Raw genomic sequence first — 18,787 nt, forward strand, 5'->3', positions numbered from 1 at the left:
AGGATGTACACCTCCGGATGGCCCCACGCCCAGATCAGGTTCAGGTACAGCATCGCGTTGCCGCCGGCTTCGTTCGTGAAGAAGTGCATGCCGAGGTAACGGTCGAGGCCGAGCAGCGCAAGCGTCGCGGTCAGGATCGGGAACGACGCCATGATCAGCACGTTCGTGCAAAGGGCCGTCCACGTGAACACCGGCATCTTCATCAGCGTCATGCCGGGCGCGCGCATCTTGATGATCGTCACGAAGAAGTTCACGCCGGTCAGCAGCGTGCCGACGCCCGAGATCTGCAGCGCCCACAGGTAGTAGTCGACCCCTACCCCCGGACTGAACTGCAGCTCCGACAGCGGCGGATATGCGAGCCAGCCCGTCTGCGCGAACTCGCCGATCACGAGCGAGATGTTGATCAGGATCGCGCTGACGGCCGTCATCCAGAAGGAGAGCGAGTTGATGAACGGGAATGCGACGTCGCGCGCACCGATCTGCAGCGGCACGACGAGGTTCATCAGGCCGACCATGAACACCATCGCCATGAAGAAGATCATGATCACGCCGTGTGCCGTGAAGATCTGGTCATAGTGGTGCGGCGGCAGGTAGCCGGGCGCGTTGTAGGCGAGCGCGAGCTGCATGCGCATCATGATCGCGTCGGCGAAGCCGCGCAGCAGCATGATCAGCGCGACGATGATGTACATCACGCCGAGTTTCTTGTGGTCGACCGTCGTCAGCCATTCCGTCCACAGCCACTTCCAGCGGCCGGTGATCGTCAGCGCGGCGAGGATGCCCAGCACGACCAGCCCCATGAAGGCGCCGGCCACCATGATGATGGGCTGATCGAACGGGATCGCCGATAGTGTGAGTTTGCCGAACATGCGTTACCCCTTCGTGCCGCAGGCGGCGTCCTTCAGATCGAGGACGTGGCCATCGTTGTATTTCGCGATGATGTTGTGGAAGAGCCGCGGATCGACCGACGAGAAGTAGCGCACGGGCGCCTTCTCGCTCGGCTGCGCGACGGTGCCGTACACGGTCGCGTCGAGCCGGTCGGGCGAGGCCTTCACCTTCCGCACCCAGGCGTCGAACTGCTCACGCGGCTCGGCAAGCGTGCGGAATTTCATGTCGGAGAAGCCGCGGCCGCTGAAGTTGGCGGACGTGCCCGCATAGTCGCCGGCTTCGTCGGCGATCAGGTGCAGGCGCGTCTGCATGCCGGCCATCGCGTAGACCTGGCCGCCGAGCTGCGGAATGAAGAACGAGTTCATCACCGAATCCGACGTGATGCGGAAATTCACCGGTGTGCCGACCGGAATCGCGAGCTGGTTCACCGACGCGATGCCGAGTTCCGGATAGATGAACAGCCACTTCCAGTCGAGCGCGACGACCTCGACGTCGATCGGCTTCACCGACGACTCGAGCGGCTTGTATGGATCGAGTTCGTGCGTGGTTTTCCACGTGAGCACGCAGAGGAACAGGATGATCAGCGTCGGCACCGTCCAGATCACCACCTCGATCGCGGTCGAGTGCGACCAGTTCGGTGCATACGTGGCGTTGCGGTTCGACGCGCGGTAGCGCCACGCGAACCATACCGTCAGCAGGATCACCGGCACGACGACGATCAGCATCGCCCATGTCGAGGTGGCGATCAGCGCCTTCTCGGCGGCTCCGACGCTACCTTTAGGATTAAGGATGTCCCCGCTACAACCTGAAAGAGCCAATGCCGCGATGATTGAAATCGACGCCGACAGACCTCGACAGACCTCTCTTTTCATATTGCGGCCCAAGCTCCGGGTTGGAACAGGGCGATACGCAAACTGATACCGCGTTGGGGATTCGACTGTCGATAAAAATTCGCAGATGAATTTGTCATATAGCGCGACGGCATGCACTCAGGAACGCGTATGATGCCGGTGGATTTGGTCGTCGGTGCGTACTGATCGTTCAGAGAAGCACCGCATTCGTTCGAGAGTAGAAATGGACTCGGTCAGTGAAATATTGGCGTCGCTTTCGCTGGGCTCAGCGGCCATCGGCACCATCAGTCTGTGCGAGCCTTGGAGCCTGCGCTTTGTGGACGCGCCCTCCGTCGCGAGCTATACCGTCGCAAGTGGGGGAGGATGCTGGTTGCGATACGGGGATGCGATACCACAGTGGTTGGAGCCGGGCGCAACTGTGCTGCTGACCGCAGGGAGCGATTCGGTGGTGCTCTGCAGTAGCGATGATATTCCGCCTACGGACATCGGTGATCTGTTTCGTCGAGTACGGCTCGATCACCTGCGCGACATGGAGCCTGACAGGCCGGTGACTCTAAATTGGGGCGGCTCGGGCCAGTCCACTGTGTTGCTGGGCATAGCGTTCGGGATGAAGAGCGAGCTACGCCACCGCGTGCTGAGCGCACTTCCGGAACTGATCATGTTCCGGGCTGATGATCCGCATATATCTCCATGGACGGCAGAATCGCTTCGCTTCCTCGCACGAGAATGTGCGAATGAACTGCCGGGTTACACAGCCATGGCACGCGCTGTTGCGGAGACAGTATTGCTCAGTGCTGTTAGAGGCTATCTAGTCACGGAGTCGAGTGATCGACCGGGATGGGTGCGCGGACTAGGCGACTATCGTATTGCGAAAGCATTGGCAGCAATGCATAAGGACCCCGGTCATGCGTGGACAGTCGCCGGTCTCGCCGCCCATGCGGGAATGTCCCGCACCGCCTTTGCAGTCCGCTTTGCGGCGATCGTCGGCAGTTCGCCCATCGATTACTTGACGGAATGGCGTGTCGACCTGGCGCGCCTGAGGCTAAAGAGCGGTCATTGCAACATTAGCCGTCTCGCCGAAAGTCTCGGCTATACGTCAGAGACAGCGTTCCGTCGCGTATTCAAGCGTATCTGCGGCGTTCCGCCGAGCCAGTTCGTGAGTAAGGGAAAGCAGGCGACTGCGGACGTCCAACGATCCTCGGACGGCCAGACGTCATGAAGCGTGTACAAGCTGCTCGTGCGTGAACCCTCTGCGTCCCGCCATGAGTTCCTCGTTGTCGTCTCAACAACATCCCGCAATTTTCCAATTTTTAACGGACAGTTCTGTGCGGCAGGATCGCCCGAAGCGGGGGCACGTGATGCGACGAGGCCGCATTTGTACGTTCCCCCGCTCATTACGTATCCGATGATGTCACCGGTTAGGGATTCTCGTGCGAACTTGGCGCAATCGCACGAGCGTTTCATCAAAACGGAGTCGCAAGTTGCGCCTGTACGATGAGGCTGTTGCGCGTGCGGTTTCGCACGGCGGTTTCGGTATAGGCATTGAGCCAGAGCGCCCGATTACCTTTCATCTGCCAAAAGATGCCCGGACCGATACCCAACACTTGTTCCCGCCCAGCCACCGATGTGCCATTGATCCGGTGGTCCGTTAGCTGCCGCAAATAATAGCCGTTGATGCCGAGATGCATGGATGGCGTAAGCGCGTAGGATGTCGTGAAGTTGAGCCAGGCTGCCTGACCCGCTTGCGTATCACTGACCGGCTGGTTGTCGAACGCGAGCGGATAACTTGCGGCCGGATCGTGATTCTTGAAGTTGTACAGGTAATGCAGCCGCCAGCTGATCTCGATCTTGGGGAGCGGAAATAGCGAAGCTGCCCAGTACGGATTCAGGGAAAAATACCCGGAACTCTGGTTGAGATCAGCGTTGTGCTTGTACTGTCCGGTAGGTGCGATCACGTCTAACTCGAAGCGCTGGACAAACAGAGGCTGCCCCGAAGAGCCGAGAATTGGCGCGTACTGAAGTTGCGGTCCGAACGTAATATCACCAAGCGCCGTGCCGCCGCCCGACAAGCTTGCTCCAGGCCGGTCGAAACTCCCATGCAGCCGAGTCACCGGAACGATGACATTGAAGCCCAATGTCCCCCCCGCCAAGTGCCATGGGGATGTGAAGGCCACGTGATTGATCCACGTAAATGCTTCGACACGGGGATGACGAAACGCGTTGTTCGTACTGCCATCTGCGTTCTTGATCGAATCTGCAGTCGAGTAGCGAGCTTCACCGAGGTACGACCAGCCTGCCAATCCCGAAAATCCGTCGAAGAAGCTGGTGGATCCGAGATTGAGGCCCGATGGCTCCGACACCGTCGGCGGACGTCCTACCGCTGTCTGCGAAAATGCCGGGCCGGCTAATGAAGTCGATAGTGCGATCGCGATCCAGCATAAAAGTCGCAATATTAAATCAGTGATCCGAAGTATCATGCTTGTCTCCAAACGTACCGGATGATACCGGCCTTCGTTTTTATAGATAAACTACGCTGTCATACACTTTCATATTGCGGCGGGCCATTCTTCCTGCCCGCGCTCATATCGATCGTTTTTTTAACTAATCCCGCGGTAGCAGCGGGCGAATCACATTCGCGGACACAGCCAGCCCAGGTGCGGAAAACTGCACCATTTCGGCACCCAGATATTCGAGTATGTCGAGGTCGGCAACTCCGTTGACGACGTGGAATGTGGTGGGCAATTGCTCGAACGTCGCCCGATACCAGTTCACTGATCCGCCCGACGCTTTCCATGTCCTGAACTCCGCGCCGCCGAACTTGATCGGTGACGTATCGCCCGCGGCGCCGGGCTCGGGCTGAGAGGTAGTAGCGTAGGCGACATCGCAGCCGCCACGACCGAAGCTACCCGTGCGCGGCATGTACTTGTAGAAGAGCGCCGCCCCGCCCGGCCCGGGCAACTTAGGCTCTTCGTGCACTTCAACCAGGCCGTGAAGCGCGATCTCGAAGAACTTGAAGTCGAACCACGAGGCCGATCCGCCAGCTGTGCCGAGCGAATGGTCAATTTCGAGGGCAGGAATGTCCGCGAACAGCTTGGGGAAACCGAGCTCCTCACGCCCAGTCATGATTGCATCGGGTACGCCTTCCCAAAGCACCGGACAGAACGCGCCGTTGATGGTTTCTGCCTTGCCGTGGTAAGTGGCAGGAATCTCAATCATCACGATCCCATAGCCGCGCCCCGCCAGCCAGTACAGGTTGCTGAAGAACGCGAGCGACGCGTGAACCTCGGCCTCGCCTTGTAACTCAAAGCCCGGCGGCAGGATACGCTCCAGTTGCTCGCGGTGAGTGCGGTATTTGACTGTCATCCATGAGGCATTCATGGTGCCGGCTTCCCCGGGCGTCCACAGCGTCCCATCGGCTTTTTGGCGCGGCCCCGGCGCGGGACCGAACACGGCAGGCATGCGGTAGCGCACGCCCGGTTTGAATTCGACGGTCATGATCGAATGTTCCTTGTTGGGTTGACAGGTTTAGAACGGGTAGTGGCGCGGTGCTGTCTGCACCGTCAACCAACGCAATTCGGTGAATTCATGTACGCCGGCACGACCGCCGAAGCGGCCCAGCCCGCTTCCCTTGACGCCTCCAAACGGCATCTGCGGCTCGTCGTGCACCGTAGGCCCGTTGACATGACAGATGCCGGAGTCGATGCGCCGCGCGACGTCAAGGACGCGGCTTACGTCGCAGCCGAATACCGCCGCAGAAAGGCCATACTCGTTGTCGTTGGCGCAGGCGATCGCCTCTTCCACGCCATTGACGCGCACGATGGGCTTCACGGGGCCGAACGATTCCTCACGGTAAACTTTCATCGCAGGCGTCACATGGTCGAGCAAGGTGGCAGGCATCACCGTGTTCGATGCCTTGCTGCCGCACAGCAGCGTTGCGCCTTTCGCGAGCGCGTCGTCGATCAACGCGTTGCAACGCTCCACGGTGGCGATGTCGACCACGGCCCCCAGCACGACGGGTGCATCTCCACGCGGGTCACCCATGGGAAGCGAGCGGACCTTGGTCGCGAGACGCTGCACGAAGTCGTCGGCAATCGTGGCATCCACGATGATGCGTTCTGTCGACATGCAAATTTGCCCCGAGTTTGCGAAGGCGCCGAAGGCAGCGGCGTTCACCGCAGCATCGAGATCGGCGTCGTCGAGCACCACCAGCGGCGCCTTGCCGCCCAGCTCCAGCACGGCAGGCTTCAGGTACCGCGCGCAGGTGGATGCAACGATGCGCCCCACCCGCGTCGAGCCGGTGAAGTTGACTCGCCGCAGCGCGGGGTGCGCGATCATGGCTTCCACCACCGCGGCAGCATCCGTGGCCGCATGCGTGACAAAGTTCACAGCGCCCGCCGGCAAGCCAGCATCGAGGAAGCTTTCGGCAATCAGGCTGTGCGTGTAAGGACACAGCTCCGAGCCCTTGAGCACGACGGTATTGCCGCACGCCAGCGGCACAGCCACGGCACGCACCCCGAGAATCACGGGCGCATTCCAGGGCGCCATGCCGAGGACAACGCCGGCGGGCTGTCGGACGGCCAGCGCAAGGCAGCCGGGCACGTCGGAAGGAATCGTCTCGCCGCTCACTTGGGTCGTAAGCGATGCGGCTTCGCGCAGCGTGGCCGCAGCGACCTGCACGTTGAATCCCGCCCACGCGGCGGTGGCGCCGGTCTCGGCGCACATGGCCGCGGCGAACTGCTGCGCCTTCGCCTCCAGCGCATCCGCTGCCGCATTCAGCCGTGCCCGCCGCTCACTCGGGCCGAGCGCCGACCACACGGGAAACGCCGCGGCGGCGGCGTCGACCGCTGCCTTGGCGTCACTCGCAGTGCCCGCTGCAGCAACCGACACCACTGCGTCCGAGAGCGGGTTGCGCCGTTCGAACGACATGCCGGACGACGCCTGCATATCCTTTCCACCTACTAGCAGATTGACTTCATACACCATGGGGATGGACCTCCTGTCTCCAGTAAACGACACTCGTCGCGACGCTCACGCGTGCTCGACCGCGATGGTGTTCTCGATGTGACCAAGGCCCTCGATCTCGACCTTGATCACGTCACCTAGCTGGAGGAACTTGCCGAGCGCAATGCCGACATTCGCGCAAGTGCCGGTCGCGATCAGGTCGCCCGGCTCGAGCGTCATCACTTGCGAAAGCTCGTGAATCTGTTCCCAGATGCTGTAGATCATTCCGCCCGTGCTCGCGCTCTGGCGCAGCTCGCCGTTGACCCACAGCTTCATCTGAAGCGCATGCGGATCGGCTATGTCGTTGGCCGTGGTAATCCACGGGCCGATTGGCCCGTGCGTGTCGAACGATTTGCCGAGCGTGAATGTGGGACTCTTGAACTGCCAGTCGCGTGCGGTCACATCGTTCGCAACGAAGTAGCCGCCCACCACGGACGGCGCTTCCTCCACACTGACGTAGCGGCAACGCTTGCCGATCACCACGCCCATTTCGGCCTCGTAGTCCATCTTGTCCGTCACGCGCGGTTTCACGACCGGATCGAACGGGCCGGTGATGCAGCTGACTTGTTTGTTGAACCACAACTGATGGGGCGGAATGGTGATGCCGGCGCGCGCCGCTTCGTCGGCATGGTCCTGATAGTTCATGCCGATGGCCAGGTATTTCTGGGCATCCGGAATGGGGGCCTCGAGCCTGACGCGCGCCAGCGGCACGCCGTCTTTCACGTCGCGAAGCGTTTGCTCGAGACGGCTGACGAATGCAGGCCCGGCGGCCAGAACTTCACGGATCGAAGCGGGTGCGGAAGGATCCAGCGTCGTCAACGCGACGACTCGATCGCCGTCGACGGCGCCGATGGTGGTCACACCATCATGGGTGTAACGGGCAAGTTTCATACAAAGTGCTCCTACACATAAGAAGAGAAATGGGCTCAGGCAAAAAATTCGGGCGCAAGCGGCGGCGCCCATTGGCGCAGTTCGTCCTCTGACAATTGGGTGTGCCCCACCGGCGTGCTGTCGTTCACCAGATCGCCGTCGGTCCAGTGCTCGATCTTGTTGCCGAACGGGTCGCGCCAGTAGTCGAAGATCTGGCTGCCCTGCACGTGGCGGCCCACACCCCACGAATGCTGGTAGCCGCGCGCCCTCAGGTACTCGCCGCCCAGCATGACGTCGTCGATGTCCAGTACTTCGAACGCGGTGTGGTCGAAGCGCGCACGGCCGTCCTGCGCAGAAATCAGCGCAATCGTGTGGTGGTCCGTCCACTGCGCACCCAGACCGCAATGCAGGAATGCGGCAATGGTGTTCTGCTCGCTGCCGACCCAGTAGGTGTCCGAAGCGCGAAAGCCGAGAACGTCGCGATAAAACGCCAGCATGGCGGGGAAATTGCGCACCTGGAGCGCGACGTGGCCCAGCCGCATTACGGCACTCGGACGCGGCTGCAGGCGCACTGGCGTGCCCAAACGCCGCCGCGCGCCGCTGCAGTTCATGGCGATCGGGTCGCGCAACGGCAACGGTGCGTGCCGCGCGGCCCCGTGCAGCACGTCCACGACAAAGCCGTCCGGGTCGCGCAAGCGCGCGCGGCGCCCGCCGCCCGGCTCCGGGTTGTCTTCCACCTGGACGCCGTGATGCGCGGCCAGCCGGTCGAGGTCCGCTGCTTCGGCCGCATGCAGGCCGAAGCCTACGGTAGCGTTATCGGGACCGAGTTCGCTCACATGCACATGATGTGCAGTGGCGGCGGCACGCATGTACAACGCATGCTCGCTGCGGGCCGCTCGGTGCAGACCGAAGTCGAGCAAAAAGTTCTCCATGCGATCGAGGTCGGTGACCTGATACCGCACGAAGGCAATGTCTTGCACAGTCATCACGAACGCGTCTCCTAGTTTTGCGTCAGTCGTTGCAGCTCAGCTGCCGTATCGCCGCACAATAAATCCACAAACACAACGATCAAAGATTAACCTCAATAAAATCGATAAAATATAGGGAATTCCATAATCTTGACGAACGTCGATGACGAAAGAGAGAATCGTGGCAAGCTCCCTACACGTAAGAACGCTTGCATTCATGGATACGACCCTCACCTCGCCCGGCGCAAAAAGCCTGACTTCGCTCGCAGTCGAGCGCCTCCGCGGCGACATCCTTGCCGGACAGCTGCGTCCCGCAGAACGGCTGCGAATCCAGGCTCTCTGCGAGCGGTACGGCATCGGCGCTACGGCCATACGGGAAGCGCTGTCGCGCCTTGTCACAGACGGCCTCGTGGATTCCGAAGACCAGCGCGGCTTTTGCGTCACGCCTGTGTCCCGGGAAGACCTCACCGACCTAACGCAAACGCGCGTCGAAGTGGAATGCAGCGCGCTGCGGCTCGCGCTCGAGCACGGCGGCATCGACTGGGAGTCCACCGTGCTGTCGGCATTTCACCGGCTGCAACGTACGCCGCCGCCCAGCTCCCCCGAGCTGCACGACGCGTGGGCGGCAGCGCATCGCCAGTTCCATGAGGCGCTCATCGCGGGATGCGCGTCGCCGTGGATGCTGCGGCTGTGCCGACTGCTGTACGACCAGTCGGAGCGCTATCGGAATCTGGCCGAGCAGTACACGACGGAGAAGAACCGCGACGCCGCGACCGAGCATCGCGAGTTGATGGAAGCCGCCATGGCGCGCGACGCCGAGCGTGCGGTCCAATTGCTCGCCGGGCATTTTTGGGAAACTACCGGCATCATCCTGAAGGCCGTGTTCAACGACGACGCAACCGCGCGCACGGCCAAACGCGGCCCCGGCCGCAAACCGCGCAGCAATCGCGGCGAGACGTAAGCGCGGGAGGCATTAGTCCGCCTCGCTGACGGCGCGGACCTGCCTGCGAACTATCCCCGATCAAGATACAGATGCTGCGCACGACGCGGCAGGGGCGGACTTTGCCGCAGCAAACCGCTCACAAACAAAAGGAGACAACGAGATGCAACCTCACACAACTCCGGTCCACCACCGGGCATCCGAGTTCAAGGCCGTTTGCCTGCTTGCGTTGGGACTCGGCATGGTCGGACTCGACCGCTTCATCATCAATCCGCTGTTCCCGGTGATGCAGAAGGAACTCGGGCTGAGCTACCAGGACCTCGGCGTTATCTCGGCCGCGCTGGCGCTTACGTGGGGCGCGGCGTCAATCGTCAGCGGACGGCTCGCGGACCGCCTGGGTCCAAGCCGGGTGTTGATCGCCGCGATGGCCGCCTTCTCGTTGCTCGCGGCGACGACCGGGCTTGCAACAGGTCTTGCTAGCCTGCTCGTCATTCGGTCGGTCATGGGTCTGGCAGAAGGTGCTTACGTACCGGCCAGCATCGTAGCGACCGTGAACGCTTCGAAGCCGTCGCGCGTCGGTCTCAACATCGGGCTGCAACAGATGGCTCAACCGCTCGTCGGTCTGGGCCTGGGCCCGATCATTGCGATCAGCCTGCTCAAGGTGCTGCCAAGCTGGCATTACGTGTTCGCCGCGGTCGCCGTGCCCGGCTTGCTGCTTGCGGCCGTCATGGCTCGCGTGCTGCGCGATCCTGCTCGTATTGCGGGTACGCCGCGCGACGACGCGCACGAGTGGCGAACCGTCGCTACGAACGGCGCCGTGCGCGTAAATACGGCGACCATGCTCTGCTATCTCACCTGCGTGATCCCGCTTTCCACGTTCATGCCAAGTTACCTCACTGACTACCTTCGGCTAAACCTGGACCAAATGGGTATGGTGCTCACGGGCCAAGGCGCGGGCAGCCTAATCGGGATGGTGGTCATTCCCGCGTTGTCCGACCGGTTCGGGCGCAAGCCGCTTCTGATCGCGGCACTACTGGCGGAACTCGTAGCGCTCTGGATGTTTCGGACGATCGGCGCCGAGCCGATCAAGCTGTTCTCCGCCTTGTTCGTCATCGCATTCATGAATTCCGGCGCCATCGCAATCACGGTGGGCCCGCTCACTAGCGCGGCCGTTCCCCCCCGCCTTGCGGCTTCCGCCACGGGTCTTGTGGTGGGCGTCGGCGAAATTGTGGGCGGGGCAATGGCGCCCGCCGTCACCGGCGCACTAGCCCACGCAATGGGCATTGCGGTGATTCCCGTCGTCGCTTTGATCGCGATTGCCATGGGCACCGCCATCGTGGCGTTCGGCGTCCGCGAACCGACACTATTGGCGGATATCGAAGAACATCCCGTCAGCACGCGGCCCTGAGCCGGGACAAGGACGGGGCTCTCACCGAATTCACGACATTCCATTGGAGACACGAAGTGACATCCGTATCGCACAACCAGGACGACGGCACGTCGGAAAACCTCGCCGATGTAGCGATCGTAGGTTACGGGCCGGTTGGCCAGGCGCTCGCCTTGAAGCTTGCGCTCGGCGGACACCGCATCGTCGTGATAGAACGCTGGCCGCAGTTGTATGGTCTGCCTAGAGCGGTTGGGCTCGATCACGAGGCGATGCGCATTCTGCAGTCGCTCGGGATCATCGACGAATTCGAAGCCAGCACGTGCCTGAGCCACGTCTACGAATGGCGCAACGGCAACGGCGAATTGCTGGTCGCCTTTCCAGGTCTCGACGAAATAGCTGAGTCCGGCTGGCCAAGACAATTCGGATTCAGCCAGCCCGCGCTCGAACGTCTGCTCGACGATCGCATTGGCGGTGTCCACGCGGATCGCGTCACGGTGCACCGCAACCTCACGGTGGTGGCCGCCACCGAGCACCCCGATAAGGTGGTGCTCGAAACGCGGCCTACCGGAGATATCGACGGCGAGCCCCGCCTCATCGCCGCGCGCTATGTGGTGGGATGCGACGGCGCCGGAAGCTTCGTACGGGGCACAATGGGCGCGGCGCTCGTGGACCTGGGCTTCGTTGCTGACTGGCTCGTGGTCGACGTGCAGCCGCGCGACCCATCGCAATGGAGCGCGGACGTCATCCAGGTCTGCGACCCGCAGGGCCCGACGACGATGGTGCCCGGCGGCCCGGGACGCCGTCGCTTCGAATTCATGATGCTCGAGGGCGAACACAAGAACGAGCAGAACAACCCGCAGGCCGCATGGGTCCGGCTGGAACGGTGGGGCTGGACGCCCGCCAACGCGATTCTCGAACGCCATGCGGTCTACACGTTCCGCGCCGCCGTGGCCGACCGGTGGCGGCGCGGGCGACTGATGATTGCCGGCGACGCCGCCCATCTTACACCGCCCTTCGCCGCTCAGGGCCTCTGCGCGGGCCTGCGCGACGTGATTGCGCTCGCGTGGCGGCTCGACGCCGTGTTGCGCGGCGAAGCCAACGAGACGCTGCTCGACTGCTATGGACCGGAACGGCAGGTGCATGCCACTGCGCTCATCGAGTTCGCCGTGATGCTCGGCAAGATCATCTGCGTGCTGGACCCGGCCAAAGCGGAAGAGCGCGACCAGCAACTGCGCAACGACGCCGGACGCAGCGAACAGAAGTGGCCGGCGCCGCGCCTCGGCAGCTCGCCACTCCTGCGCGAAGACGACCCGTGCTCTGGATGGCTCAGTGTGCAAGGACGCGTGCATCTTGGCGACCGGACGGCCCGCCTCGACGACCTGATCGGCTCGGGCTTCGTACTGATCGGGCACGGGCATGATCCGACGAATACGCTCACCGCCGAGCAGTGCCAGTTTCTCGCCCGCATCGGCGCAACGGCGATCGGCATCGGTGGATCCGAGGCAGCCCGCGACATCGACGGCACCTACGCACGCTGGTTCGATCAGTTGGGCACTACCGCAGTGCTCGTGCGGCCGGACTTCTACGTATTCGGGAGCGGTGACGCGCCCGTGCTCGTCGCCGACCTTATGACCGCCTGGAACCGTGGCTTGTCGGCATTCGACGCGGAGGCCGCGTGAACGGGGACGTGGCACTGCGTCATGCCACGCTCGCGCGGCACGGCGAGCGCATCCGTCGGCTAGTTGACGGCGACCTCGCCGGTATCGACGACCTGCTGGACGACGATCTGATCTATGTTCATTCCACTGGTCTCGTACAGCGAAAAGCCGAACTGATCGATTTCTTGACGCAGACGCTGCACGTGCAGGACATTCAAACGCGCGTTGTCCATGTCGCGGAAGGCAGCGACATGGCGTGCATCGGGCTGTTTCTGCGCATGCGCGCGCAACTGAAAACGGATCCGCCGCGCGAGTTTTGCACGTACAGCTACGTAACCGAGGTGTGGCGCCTTGGCGGCGGCGACTGGCGTTTGCTGAATTTCCAGTCCACAGCAGTCCGTGAAGAGGCGACACTCCTCTGATCAATGATTCAACGCAGCACGCTGCCGCGCCCGCGCGCCACCCAAGCCTCGTAATCGGCATAAGCTTGCGCGCTCGGCGGATAGACGCCCCACAGCGGTTCACCGGCCGCGATGCGCAAGGCAAGATATGCCTCGATGTCGTCCTGCTTCTCGCAGATTTCAGCCAGTTCCTCCGCCAGATGCGCGGGCACCACCGTGACGCCGTCGCGGTCACCGACGATCACATCGCCAGGATAGACGGCCACGCCCGCACAGCCGATCGGCACTTGAAGATCAGCGACATGGTGATACGAAATTCGCGTCGTCGCGGTCACCTCACGCGCATAGGCGGGCAACGGCATCGCGGCAATCTCCGATCCGTCGCGTAACGCACCGTCGGTGACAATCGCGCGCGCACCGCGCGCCAGCAGACGCGTGACAAGGATGTTGCCGGCGGACGCCGCGCGCGGATCGTCGCGGCTGTCGATGACCAGCACGTCGCCATCGCGCACCTGTTCGATGCCTTGCCATTGCAGGTTGTCCGCGTTCGGCCGTGTCGTCATCGTGCCGTAGGTGTCGATGTCCTCTCGCGCCGGAATGAACCGCATGGTGTACGCACGACCGGCGAACGGCTTGACCTCGTGGTTCAGCGCGCGCAATCCGACCAACGCCGGTTGGCGAAAACCGCGTTTGAACAACTGCGTTGTCAACGATCCGCTGCTGACCTTCGCCAGGCGCGCAAGCGTTTCGTCGCTCACGTGAGCGGTGCGGTCGATCTCCCGATCGAGTCCCTCGGAATACGAATGAATGGTCACGTTGTGTCCCCATGCTGAAACGAAGAGATGAACGAGTTCCAGATAATGGAACTCGGCCAGCACCATGGCCGGTACGGAGTTCATGCTACTGATAAAGTCTGGGACATGAACTATGCCGATCTGCCAATCAGGCAGACGAATCCCAGAAGGTGGAAATATGGGTATTGGAGACGGAACCGCATCCCTCGGTAAGGCGCTGACGGTGCTCGAACTGGTAGGGGCAGCGCCGCGCGGAATGACGAACGCCGAACTGCTGGAAAAGGCGGGGCTTCCGAAGACGACGCTGTATCGCATTCTCGCGACGTTGATCGAGCACGGACTGTTGCGCCGCGAGGCCAGCCATCGCGTTTACCGCCTCGGGTTCCGCTATCTGGAACTCGTGCGCAACGCGTACCTGATGCCGGACCTCGTTGCCGCGGCGACACCGGAACTGCGCGCGCTGCGCGATCTCACCGGGGAGACGACCTATCTGGCCGCGCTCGACGGCAACGAGGTGATCTCACTCGAACGTTGCGACGGTGCGCATTCTCAACGCTCGGCAGCCGCCCTGGGCCGCAGCAAACCCGTTTATTGCACGGGTCAGGGCAAGGCAATCCTGTCACGCATGGGTCGAGACGAGCGCGATGCACTGCTTCGCAGCATTACGCTCGCGCCCCTCACCCCGCGCACGATCACCGACCGTCGCCAGCTGCAAAACGAGTTGCGCATCACCGCGACGCGCGGCTTCGCGTTCGACGACGAAGAGATCGTGCTGGGCGTGCGCTGTGTCGCGGCGCCAATCGTCGATACCGAGGGCCACGTTCGCGGCGCGCTGAGTGTCGCAGGGCCCGCTTACCGGATGTCCGTCGCTCGCCTGGAACTCCTAGGTCCCGAACTGGCGGAAGCGGCACGTCGCGTCGGCAGCCAGTTGCTCCCGGCACGCGCAGCCGCCGAACCCCAGGAGGTTGAGGCAGCTAGCCGCACCTGGGCATTCCACGGCGCACATCCCGTGTACCTCGCCGCGCGCGGGCTGCTCTATTGGGCCGACACGCTCGCGCCCGCCGTCCATGCATTCGACGGAACGACGGATCGGATCGTCGCGCATCTCGACGCACCGATTGCCGGCATGCAGGCCCATCCGCAAGGACTGCTGGTGGTGCAGGCCGACCGCCATCTATTGCTCGACGGCCGACATGAGCCCATCGCGCATGACCGGCCGAGCGTCTGGTGCGACCCGGCAGTGACATTGCTGGCTGCCGACCCGGCTGGCCTGGTGTGGGGCTGGCTGCAACGCGATGGCGGCGGCCATCTCGGTTTCATCAACGATGCGGAACGCTTCGACGCACGCTGGCAGTTCAACGAGACGATCGATGCACTGGCGTGGTCTGCGGATGGCGCAACGGCGTACGCGACCGCCTCCGCTTCCGGCACGGTCTATCTGCTGCAGCGTGGCGTCGCGACCGTGCGTCGGTTCACATCCATGCCACCCGGCTCCGGACGGCTGTCCGGCATCGCGCTCGACGATCGCGCCGGCATCTGGGTCGCACTGAAGGACGGCTGGAGCCTCATGCGCTTCACCGACGACGGCGCATTGGACCGGATCGTCAGCCTGCCGGTGGCGGCGCCGACCGGCCTCGCGTTCGTCCGCAACGCTGCCGGCGCATCGATTTACATCACCAGCGACCGTAATCACCAGCCGATCGAATCGCTGGCCAGTGCGCCTCTGTCGGGGCACCTGCTCCGACTGAAAATCGATGGCTGATGTCCATCGGCTTCATGATCTCCTTCCGGTTCAACGATGACTTCACCCTCCTGCCTCACCATCGTGAATGATCGGCTTCGTGCCGACATTGCGCCGCACCTCGGTGCACGCGTTACCCGCCTCGTCGCCGTCGATAGCAATACCGATCTCGTCGTTCCGCTCGACGCATGGAATGCACCCCCGCACGGATGGCCGAAAGCCGGCGCGTATCCGCTGATTCCGTATTCGAACCGGATCGCAGGCGCGCAGCTCGCATTCGGCGACGAAGTCCACGCGCTGCCTCCGCATCCACTCGATCTGCCGAACACGTTGCACGGGATTGCACACGCGCTTCCGTGGCGTCTCGTCGTCCGTGCCGCGGACACCGTCGAACTGGCGCTGCACTACGAAGGCGAGCACTGGCCCTGGCCTTTCGACGCGCAACTCGGTTTCCGGCTCGAACGACGTACGCTTCACGTGCGCATGTCGGTGCGCAACGCAGGCGAACGCCCCATGCCGGCCGGGCTCGGCTGGCATCCGTTCCTGGCGGCTGAAGCCGGCGCCGTGATCCGCTTCGACGCCTGGCGCCGCTGGATGCTGGATTCGCGCTTCATGCCGACGGGCACTTCGATAATCACCCCGCCCTCCATCACACTCGACGCACAGGACTGGCTCGATGGCGACTGCGTCGTCTATGCGAGCGACTGGCGAGGCGAAGCGGTCGTCGAACGGTCGCGCGGACGTGTCCGGCTACGTGCCGGCGAGCCACTGACGCACGTCGTCGCGTATGTACCGCGCGGCGCACCGTACCTATGTGTGGAACCGGTCAGCCACGTCGCAAACGGCTTCAACCTCGCCGCGGCCGGTGTCCGCGACACCGGCACGCGTGTGCTGGTGCCCGGTGCCACACTCGAAGCCCACGCCTCGCTCGAATGGGAGCCGGCGGCCGAACCCACCTCGTTCCAGATGCTGGAACTCGCGGACTCTGCTCCCAATTCTAATCGGTGACGGTAGGACACCTCACTCCTACACTCGGTGCGTGATTCCACGTGCGGCGTGCAGTGTCGCCGCCGCACCATTCCAGGAGGAGGCCATTCGATGGCAGCATTCGATCCCACCCGATACGCAGCACTGATTCGCCGTTACTTCGACGCTTGCAACGAAGCCGATTACGACAAACTCGTGTCGTGCTTCACGCCCGATGCTATCCATTACTTCCCGGCGGGATTGCCCGATATTCCGTGGCGCGGCGCGGATACCATCGCGCGCAAGTGGCAATGGTGCGTCGCCGAGCTGGGCTCGCGCTGGACAATCGAGAAGATCCTCGTTTCGCACGATTCTCACGAAGCGGTCATCGAATGGACGCACTGGAAGACGAAGCTCGGCACAGCGCTGCGCGGCGATGAGTGGTACGTCTTCGAGCCTGAATCCTGCCGGATCAAGGAAATCCGCGCGTATTATGCAGCGCCGGCGGACAAGACGGTCGCGATCAACGAGATCGTCGAATTCGACTACGCAGGTCGCGGCTATCATCTGGAGCCGCAAGCATGAACGCGGTCGTTGATCCCATCGCCAATCCCGCGATCGAGCGCGCCGTCGCGCTCGCTCGCGAGGCTCAGCCCGTGTATGCCACCGCCCCCGCGAATGTACGCAGCGCGCTCCTGCGCGGCCTCGCCGACGCGCTCGAGCGGCATGCGGCCGAACTCGTCTCGCTTGCCCACGACGAAACGCATCTTGGCCATGCGCGGCTGAACGGTGAACTCGCGCGCACGGCCTTTCAGTTGCGCGGCTTTGCCGAGCGGGTTGACGCCGGTGTGCCGTTCGAGACGATCAATGATGTAGCCGTACCCGGCACGCCGCCTGTCGGCCGTCCGCGGCTGACGCGGGTGCAGGAGCCGCTCGGGCCGGTCGCGATGTTTTCCGCCAGCAATTTTCCGTTCGCGTTCTCCGTGTTCGGCGGCGATACGGCGTCCGCACTCGCGGCCGGCTGTGTCGTCATCGTGAAACCTCATGCGGGCCATCCGGAGCTGTCGCGGCGCGTGCATGCGCTTGCCGCCGACGTGCTGCTCGAACAGGCCCTGCCGGCCGGTGTAATCGCGTTTGTCGACCAAGTGCCGCGTGACGCGGGCACTGCACTCGTATCGCATCCGGCGATCGCCGCCGTCGCGTTCACCGGTTCGTATCAAGGCGGTGTCGCGCTATGGCGCGCAGCGAATGCGCGCCCGCGTCCGGTGCCGTTCTATGGCGAACTCGGTTCGATCAACCCGCTCGTCGTGCAACCCGCCGCGCTCGCCGATGGCGTCGACGCGCCAGCCGCAACGCTCGCCGCATCGATCACGCTCGGCAGCGGCCAGTTCTGCACGAGCCCGGGGCTGCTGCTTGTGCGCGACGACGAAGACGGCGAGCACTTCGTCGTCGCGCTGGCAGACGCACTCGCAAAACAAGCGCCGCACCGGATGTTGACGCCGGGCATGCGCGCCGGCTTCGAGCACGCGTCGAGCGCGATCGCCGCCCAGCCGGGTGTGCACACCCGGCTCGCACCAGCCGATGCTGATGATGCGATACCTGCGCCACGCCTCTACGAGACGACTGCAGAACAATTCGTCGCGCAGCCCGCGTTGCAGGAGGAAATGTTCGGACCGGCCGCACTCGTCGTCCGCGTGCACGACAACGCCGACGTGCTGCGGGTCCTGGAGGCGATCGGCGGCTCGCTCACTGTCACGCTGTGGGGTGCGACCGACGACACGCCTGAGAACCGCGCGCTTGCAGCGGCAGCCGCACGCATCGGCGGCCGTGTGCTATTCGGCGGGGTGCCCACGGGCGTCGCCGTATGCGACGCGCAGCAGCACGGCGGCCCGTGGCCCGCGTCGACGAACCCGCAATCGACGTCTGTCGGCTACGCTGCCGTGGCACGCTTCCTGCGCCCAGTCGCGCTGCAGGACCCGCCGGGCTGGGCGATCGACGCATATCGTGGAGGGCTGCCGTCATGATGCAGCATGTCGTGATGTTCCGACGTCTGCCGCACGTTGCCGCGGACCCGGCGCGCGAAGCTGCGCTGGTCGAGCGCATGCGTGGCCTCGACCGCGAAATCTACTTCATCCGCGCGTGGCGGGTGTCGGCTAACGAACTGGACCGGCCGATCTGCTGGGATTACCTGCTCGAGGCGACGTTCGACAATGCGGCTGCCGTCGGGCGCTACCTGCCGCATCCCGCGCACCAGGCGTTGATCGCGGAACTGAAGACGTATTTCGAGTGGGTCGCCTGCGACTACACTCGATGAATGCAGAAAGG

General features: G+C 63.4%; 18 protein-coding genes. 10 read left to right on the forward strand and 8 right to left on the reverse strand.

The annotated features are described in order from the left end of the window. Together ACTJLD_RS25255 and cyoA are read right to left on the reverse strand one after the other, a co-directional pair. Positions 1-866: cbb3-type cytochrome c oxidase subunit I (locus ACTJLD_RS25255; protein WP_440659875.1), on the reverse strand; the 866-nt coding region annotated here is incomplete at its 3' end. A 3-nt stretch (positions 867-869) separates the two neighbouring features. Further along, a complete protein-coding gene (cyoA, locus tag ACTJLD_RS25260; RefSeq protein ID WP_151062702.1) occupies positions 870-1,757 on the reverse strand; it encodes a ubiquinol oxidase subunit II in 888 nt (295 codons plus the stop codon). Between the two features lie 202 nt (positions 1,758-1,959). Here cyoA and ACTJLD_RS25265 point away from each other — a divergent pair, with 202 nt between their 5' ends. Next, a complete protein-coding gene (locus ACTJLD_RS25265) occupies positions 1,960-2,955 on the forward strand; it encodes an AraC family transcriptional regulator (RefSeq protein WP_151062701.1) in 996 nt (331 codons plus the stop codon). A gap of 244 nt (positions 2,956-3,199) precedes the next feature. Here the strand turns inward: ACTJLD_RS25265 and ACTJLD_RS25270 are convergent, their stop codons facing one another. The 5 genes from ACTJLD_RS25270 to ACTJLD_RS25290 form a co-directional block, all read right to left on the reverse strand. Then, positions 3,200-4,213, reverse strand: a complete 1,014-nt coding sequence (locus tag ACTJLD_RS25270; protein ID WP_151062700.1) for a SphA family protein — start codon at positions 4,211-4,213, stop codon at positions 3,200-3,202. 124 nt (positions 4,214-4,337) lie between these two features. Beyond that, complete coding sequence (locus ACTJLD_RS25275; protein ID WP_151062699.1) at positions 4,338-5,231, reverse strand: acetoacetate decarboxylase family protein; 894 nt, start codon at positions 5,229-5,231, stop codon at positions 4,338-4,340. A gap of 30 nt (positions 5,232-5,261) precedes the next feature. Next, a complete protein-coding gene (locus tag ACTJLD_RS25280; protein ID WP_151062698.1) occupies positions 5,262-6,719 on the reverse strand; it encodes an aldehyde dehydrogenase in 1,458 nt (485 codons plus the stop codon). Between the two features lie 45 nt (positions 6,720-6,764). Beyond that, positions 6,765-7,628, reverse strand: coding sequence for a fumarylacetoacetate hydrolase family protein (locus tag ACTJLD_RS25285; protein WP_151062697.1), 864 nt, complete (start codon positions 7,626-7,628; stop codon positions 6,765-6,767). A 35-nt stretch (positions 7,629-7,663) separates the two neighbouring features. Further along, complete coding sequence (locus tag ACTJLD_RS25290; protein WP_151062696.1) at positions 7,664-8,593, reverse strand: VOC family protein; 930 nt, start codon at positions 8,591-8,593, stop codon at positions 7,664-7,666. 199 nt (positions 8,594-8,792) lie between these two features. Between ACTJLD_RS25290 and ACTJLD_RS25295 the strand changes: the two genes are divergently transcribed. From ACTJLD_RS25295 to ACTJLD_RS25310, 4 genes are all read left to right on the forward strand, one after another. Further along, entirely contained in the window at positions 8,793-9,536 is a 744-nt protein-coding gene (locus tag ACTJLD_RS25295) for a GntR family transcriptional regulator (RefSeq protein WP_151062695.1), read from the forward strand. A gap of 142 nt (positions 9,537-9,678) precedes the next feature. Further along, the gene (locus ACTJLD_RS25300; RefSeq protein WP_151062694.1) at positions 9,679-10,923 is read left to right on the forward strand and encodes an MFS transporter; all 1,245 of its coding nucleotides are present in this window, start codon (positions 9,679-9,681) and stop codon (positions 10,921-10,923) included. A 56-nt stretch (positions 10,924-10,979) separates the two neighbouring features. Continuing rightward, a complete protein-coding gene (gene mhpA, locus ACTJLD_RS25305) occupies positions 10,980-12,581 on the forward strand; it encodes a bifunctional 3-(3-hydroxy-phenyl)propionate/3-hydroxycinnamic acid hydroxylase MhpA (protein WP_151062693.1) in 1,602 nt (533 codons plus the stop codon). Then, the gene (locus ACTJLD_RS25310) at positions 12,578-12,982 is read left to right on the forward strand and encodes a DUF4440 domain-containing protein (RefSeq protein WP_151062692.1); all 405 of its coding nucleotides are present in this window, start codon (positions 12,578-12,580) and stop codon (positions 12,980-12,982) included. Before mhpA ends, ACTJLD_RS25310 begins: the two co-directional genes overlap by 4 nt. 8 nt (positions 12,983-12,990) lie before the next feature. Here ACTJLD_RS25310 and ACTJLD_RS25315 read toward each other — a convergent pair whose 3' ends face one another. Then, entirely contained in the window at positions 12,991-13,860 is an 870-nt protein-coding gene (locus tag ACTJLD_RS25315; RefSeq protein WP_233629274.1) for a ribonuclease activity regulator RraA, read from the reverse strand. A 73-nt stretch (positions 13,861-13,933) separates the two neighbouring features. Here ACTJLD_RS25315 and ACTJLD_RS25320 point away from each other — a divergent pair, with 73 nt between their 5' ends. Genes ACTJLD_RS25320 through ACTJLD_RS25340 form a run of 5 tightly spaced genes read left to right on the forward strand, consistent with a single transcriptional unit; the run spans position 13,934 to position 18,776 of the window. Then, positions 13,934-15,517 (forward strand): IclR family transcriptional regulator domain-containing protein, encoded by a 1,584-nt coding sequence (locus ACTJLD_RS25320; RefSeq protein ID WP_151062691.1) that lies wholly within the window; start codon positions 13,934-13,936, stop codon positions 15,515-15,517. Between the two features lie 36 nt (positions 15,518-15,553). Next, positions 15,554-16,504, forward strand: a complete 951-nt coding sequence (locus ACTJLD_RS25325) for an aldose epimerase family protein (RefSeq protein ID WP_151062690.1) — start codon at positions 15,554-15,556, stop codon at positions 16,502-16,504. Positions 16,505-16,531: 27 nt separating this feature from the next. Then, a complete protein-coding gene (locus ACTJLD_RS25330) occupies positions 16,532-17,047 on the forward strand; it encodes a nuclear transport factor 2 family protein (RefSeq protein WP_333975566.1) in 516 nt (171 codons plus the stop codon). Beyond that, complete coding sequence (locus ACTJLD_RS25335; RefSeq protein WP_151062688.1) at positions 17,044-18,486, forward strand: aldehyde dehydrogenase (NADP(+)); 1,443 nt, start codon at positions 17,044-17,046, stop codon at positions 18,484-18,486. The genes ACTJLD_RS25330 and ACTJLD_RS25335 overlap by 4 nt, the downstream gene beginning before the upstream one ends. Then, the gene (locus tag ACTJLD_RS25340; protein ID WP_151062687.1) at positions 18,483-18,776 is read left to right on the forward strand and encodes a Dabb family protein; all 294 of its coding nucleotides are present in this window, start codon (positions 18,483-18,485) and stop codon (positions 18,774-18,776) included. Before ACTJLD_RS25335 ends, ACTJLD_RS25340 begins: the two co-directional genes overlap by 4 nt. Positions 18,777-18,787 lie beyond the last annotated feature (11 nt).

It is taken from the genome of Burkholderia sp. 22088 (assembly GCF_052045915.1).
Lineage (GTDB): Bacteria > Pseudomonadota > Gammaproteobacteria > Burkholderiales > Burkholderiaceae > Burkholderia > Burkholderia cepacia.

Bases quoted from the DNA above. Each gene is read 5' to 3' on its own strand.
- ACTJLD_RS25285 (WP_151062697.1), bottom strand. From the start codon at position 7,628: ATGAAACTTGCCCGTTACACCCATGATGGTGTGACCACCATCGGCGCC.
- ACTJLD_RS25265 (WP_151062701.1), top strand. From the start codon at position 1,960: ATGGACTCGGTCAGTGAAATATTGGCGTCGCTTTCGCTGGGCTCAGCG.
- ACTJLD_RS25315 (WP_233629274.1), bottom strand. From the start codon at position 13,860: ATGAACTCCGTACCGGCCATGGTGCTGGCCGAGTTCCATTATCTGGAA.
- ACTJLD_RS25280 (WP_151062698.1), bottom strand. From the start codon at position 6,719: ATGGTGTATGAAGTCAATCTGCTAGTAGGTGGAAAGGATATGCAGGCG.
- ACTJLD_RS25275 (WP_151062699.1), bottom strand. From the start codon at position 5,231: ATGACCGTCGAATTCAAACCGGGCGTGCGCTACCGCATGCCTGCCGTG.
- ACTJLD_RS25270 (WP_151062700.1), bottom strand. From the start codon at position 4,213: ATGATACTTCGGATCACTGATTTAATATTGCGACTTTTATGCTGGATC.
- ACTJLD_RS25335 (WP_151062688.1), top strand. From the start codon at position 17,044: ATGAACGCGGTCGTTGATCCCATCGCCAATCCCGCGATCGAGCGCGCC.
- ACTJLD_RS25300 (WP_151062694.1), top strand. From the start codon at position 9,679: ATGCAACCTCACACAACTCCGGTCCACCACCGGGCATCCGAGTTCAAG.
- ACTJLD_RS25325 (WP_151062690.1), top strand. From the start codon at position 15,554: ATGACTTCACCCTCCTGCCTCACCATCGTGAATGATCGGCTTCGTGCC.
- ACTJLD_RS25295 (WP_151062695.1), top strand. From the start codon at position 8,793: ATGGATACGACCCTCACCTCGCCCGGCGCAAAAAGCCTGACTTCGCTC.
- ACTJLD_RS25320 (WP_151062691.1), top strand. From the start codon at position 13,934: ATGGGTATTGGAGACGGAACCGCATCCCTCGGTAAGGCGCTGACGGTG.
- cyoA (WP_151062702.1), bottom strand. From the start codon at position 1,757: ATGAAAAGAGAGGTCTGTCGAGGTCTGTCGGCGTCGATTTCAATCATC.
- ACTJLD_RS25340 (WP_151062687.1), top strand. From the start codon at position 18,483: ATGATGCAGCATGTCGTGATGTTCCGACGTCTGCCGCACGTTGCCGCG.
- ACTJLD_RS25290 (WP_151062696.1), bottom strand. From the start codon at position 8,593: ATGACTGTGCAAGACATTGCCTTCGTGCGGTATCAGGTCACCGACCTC.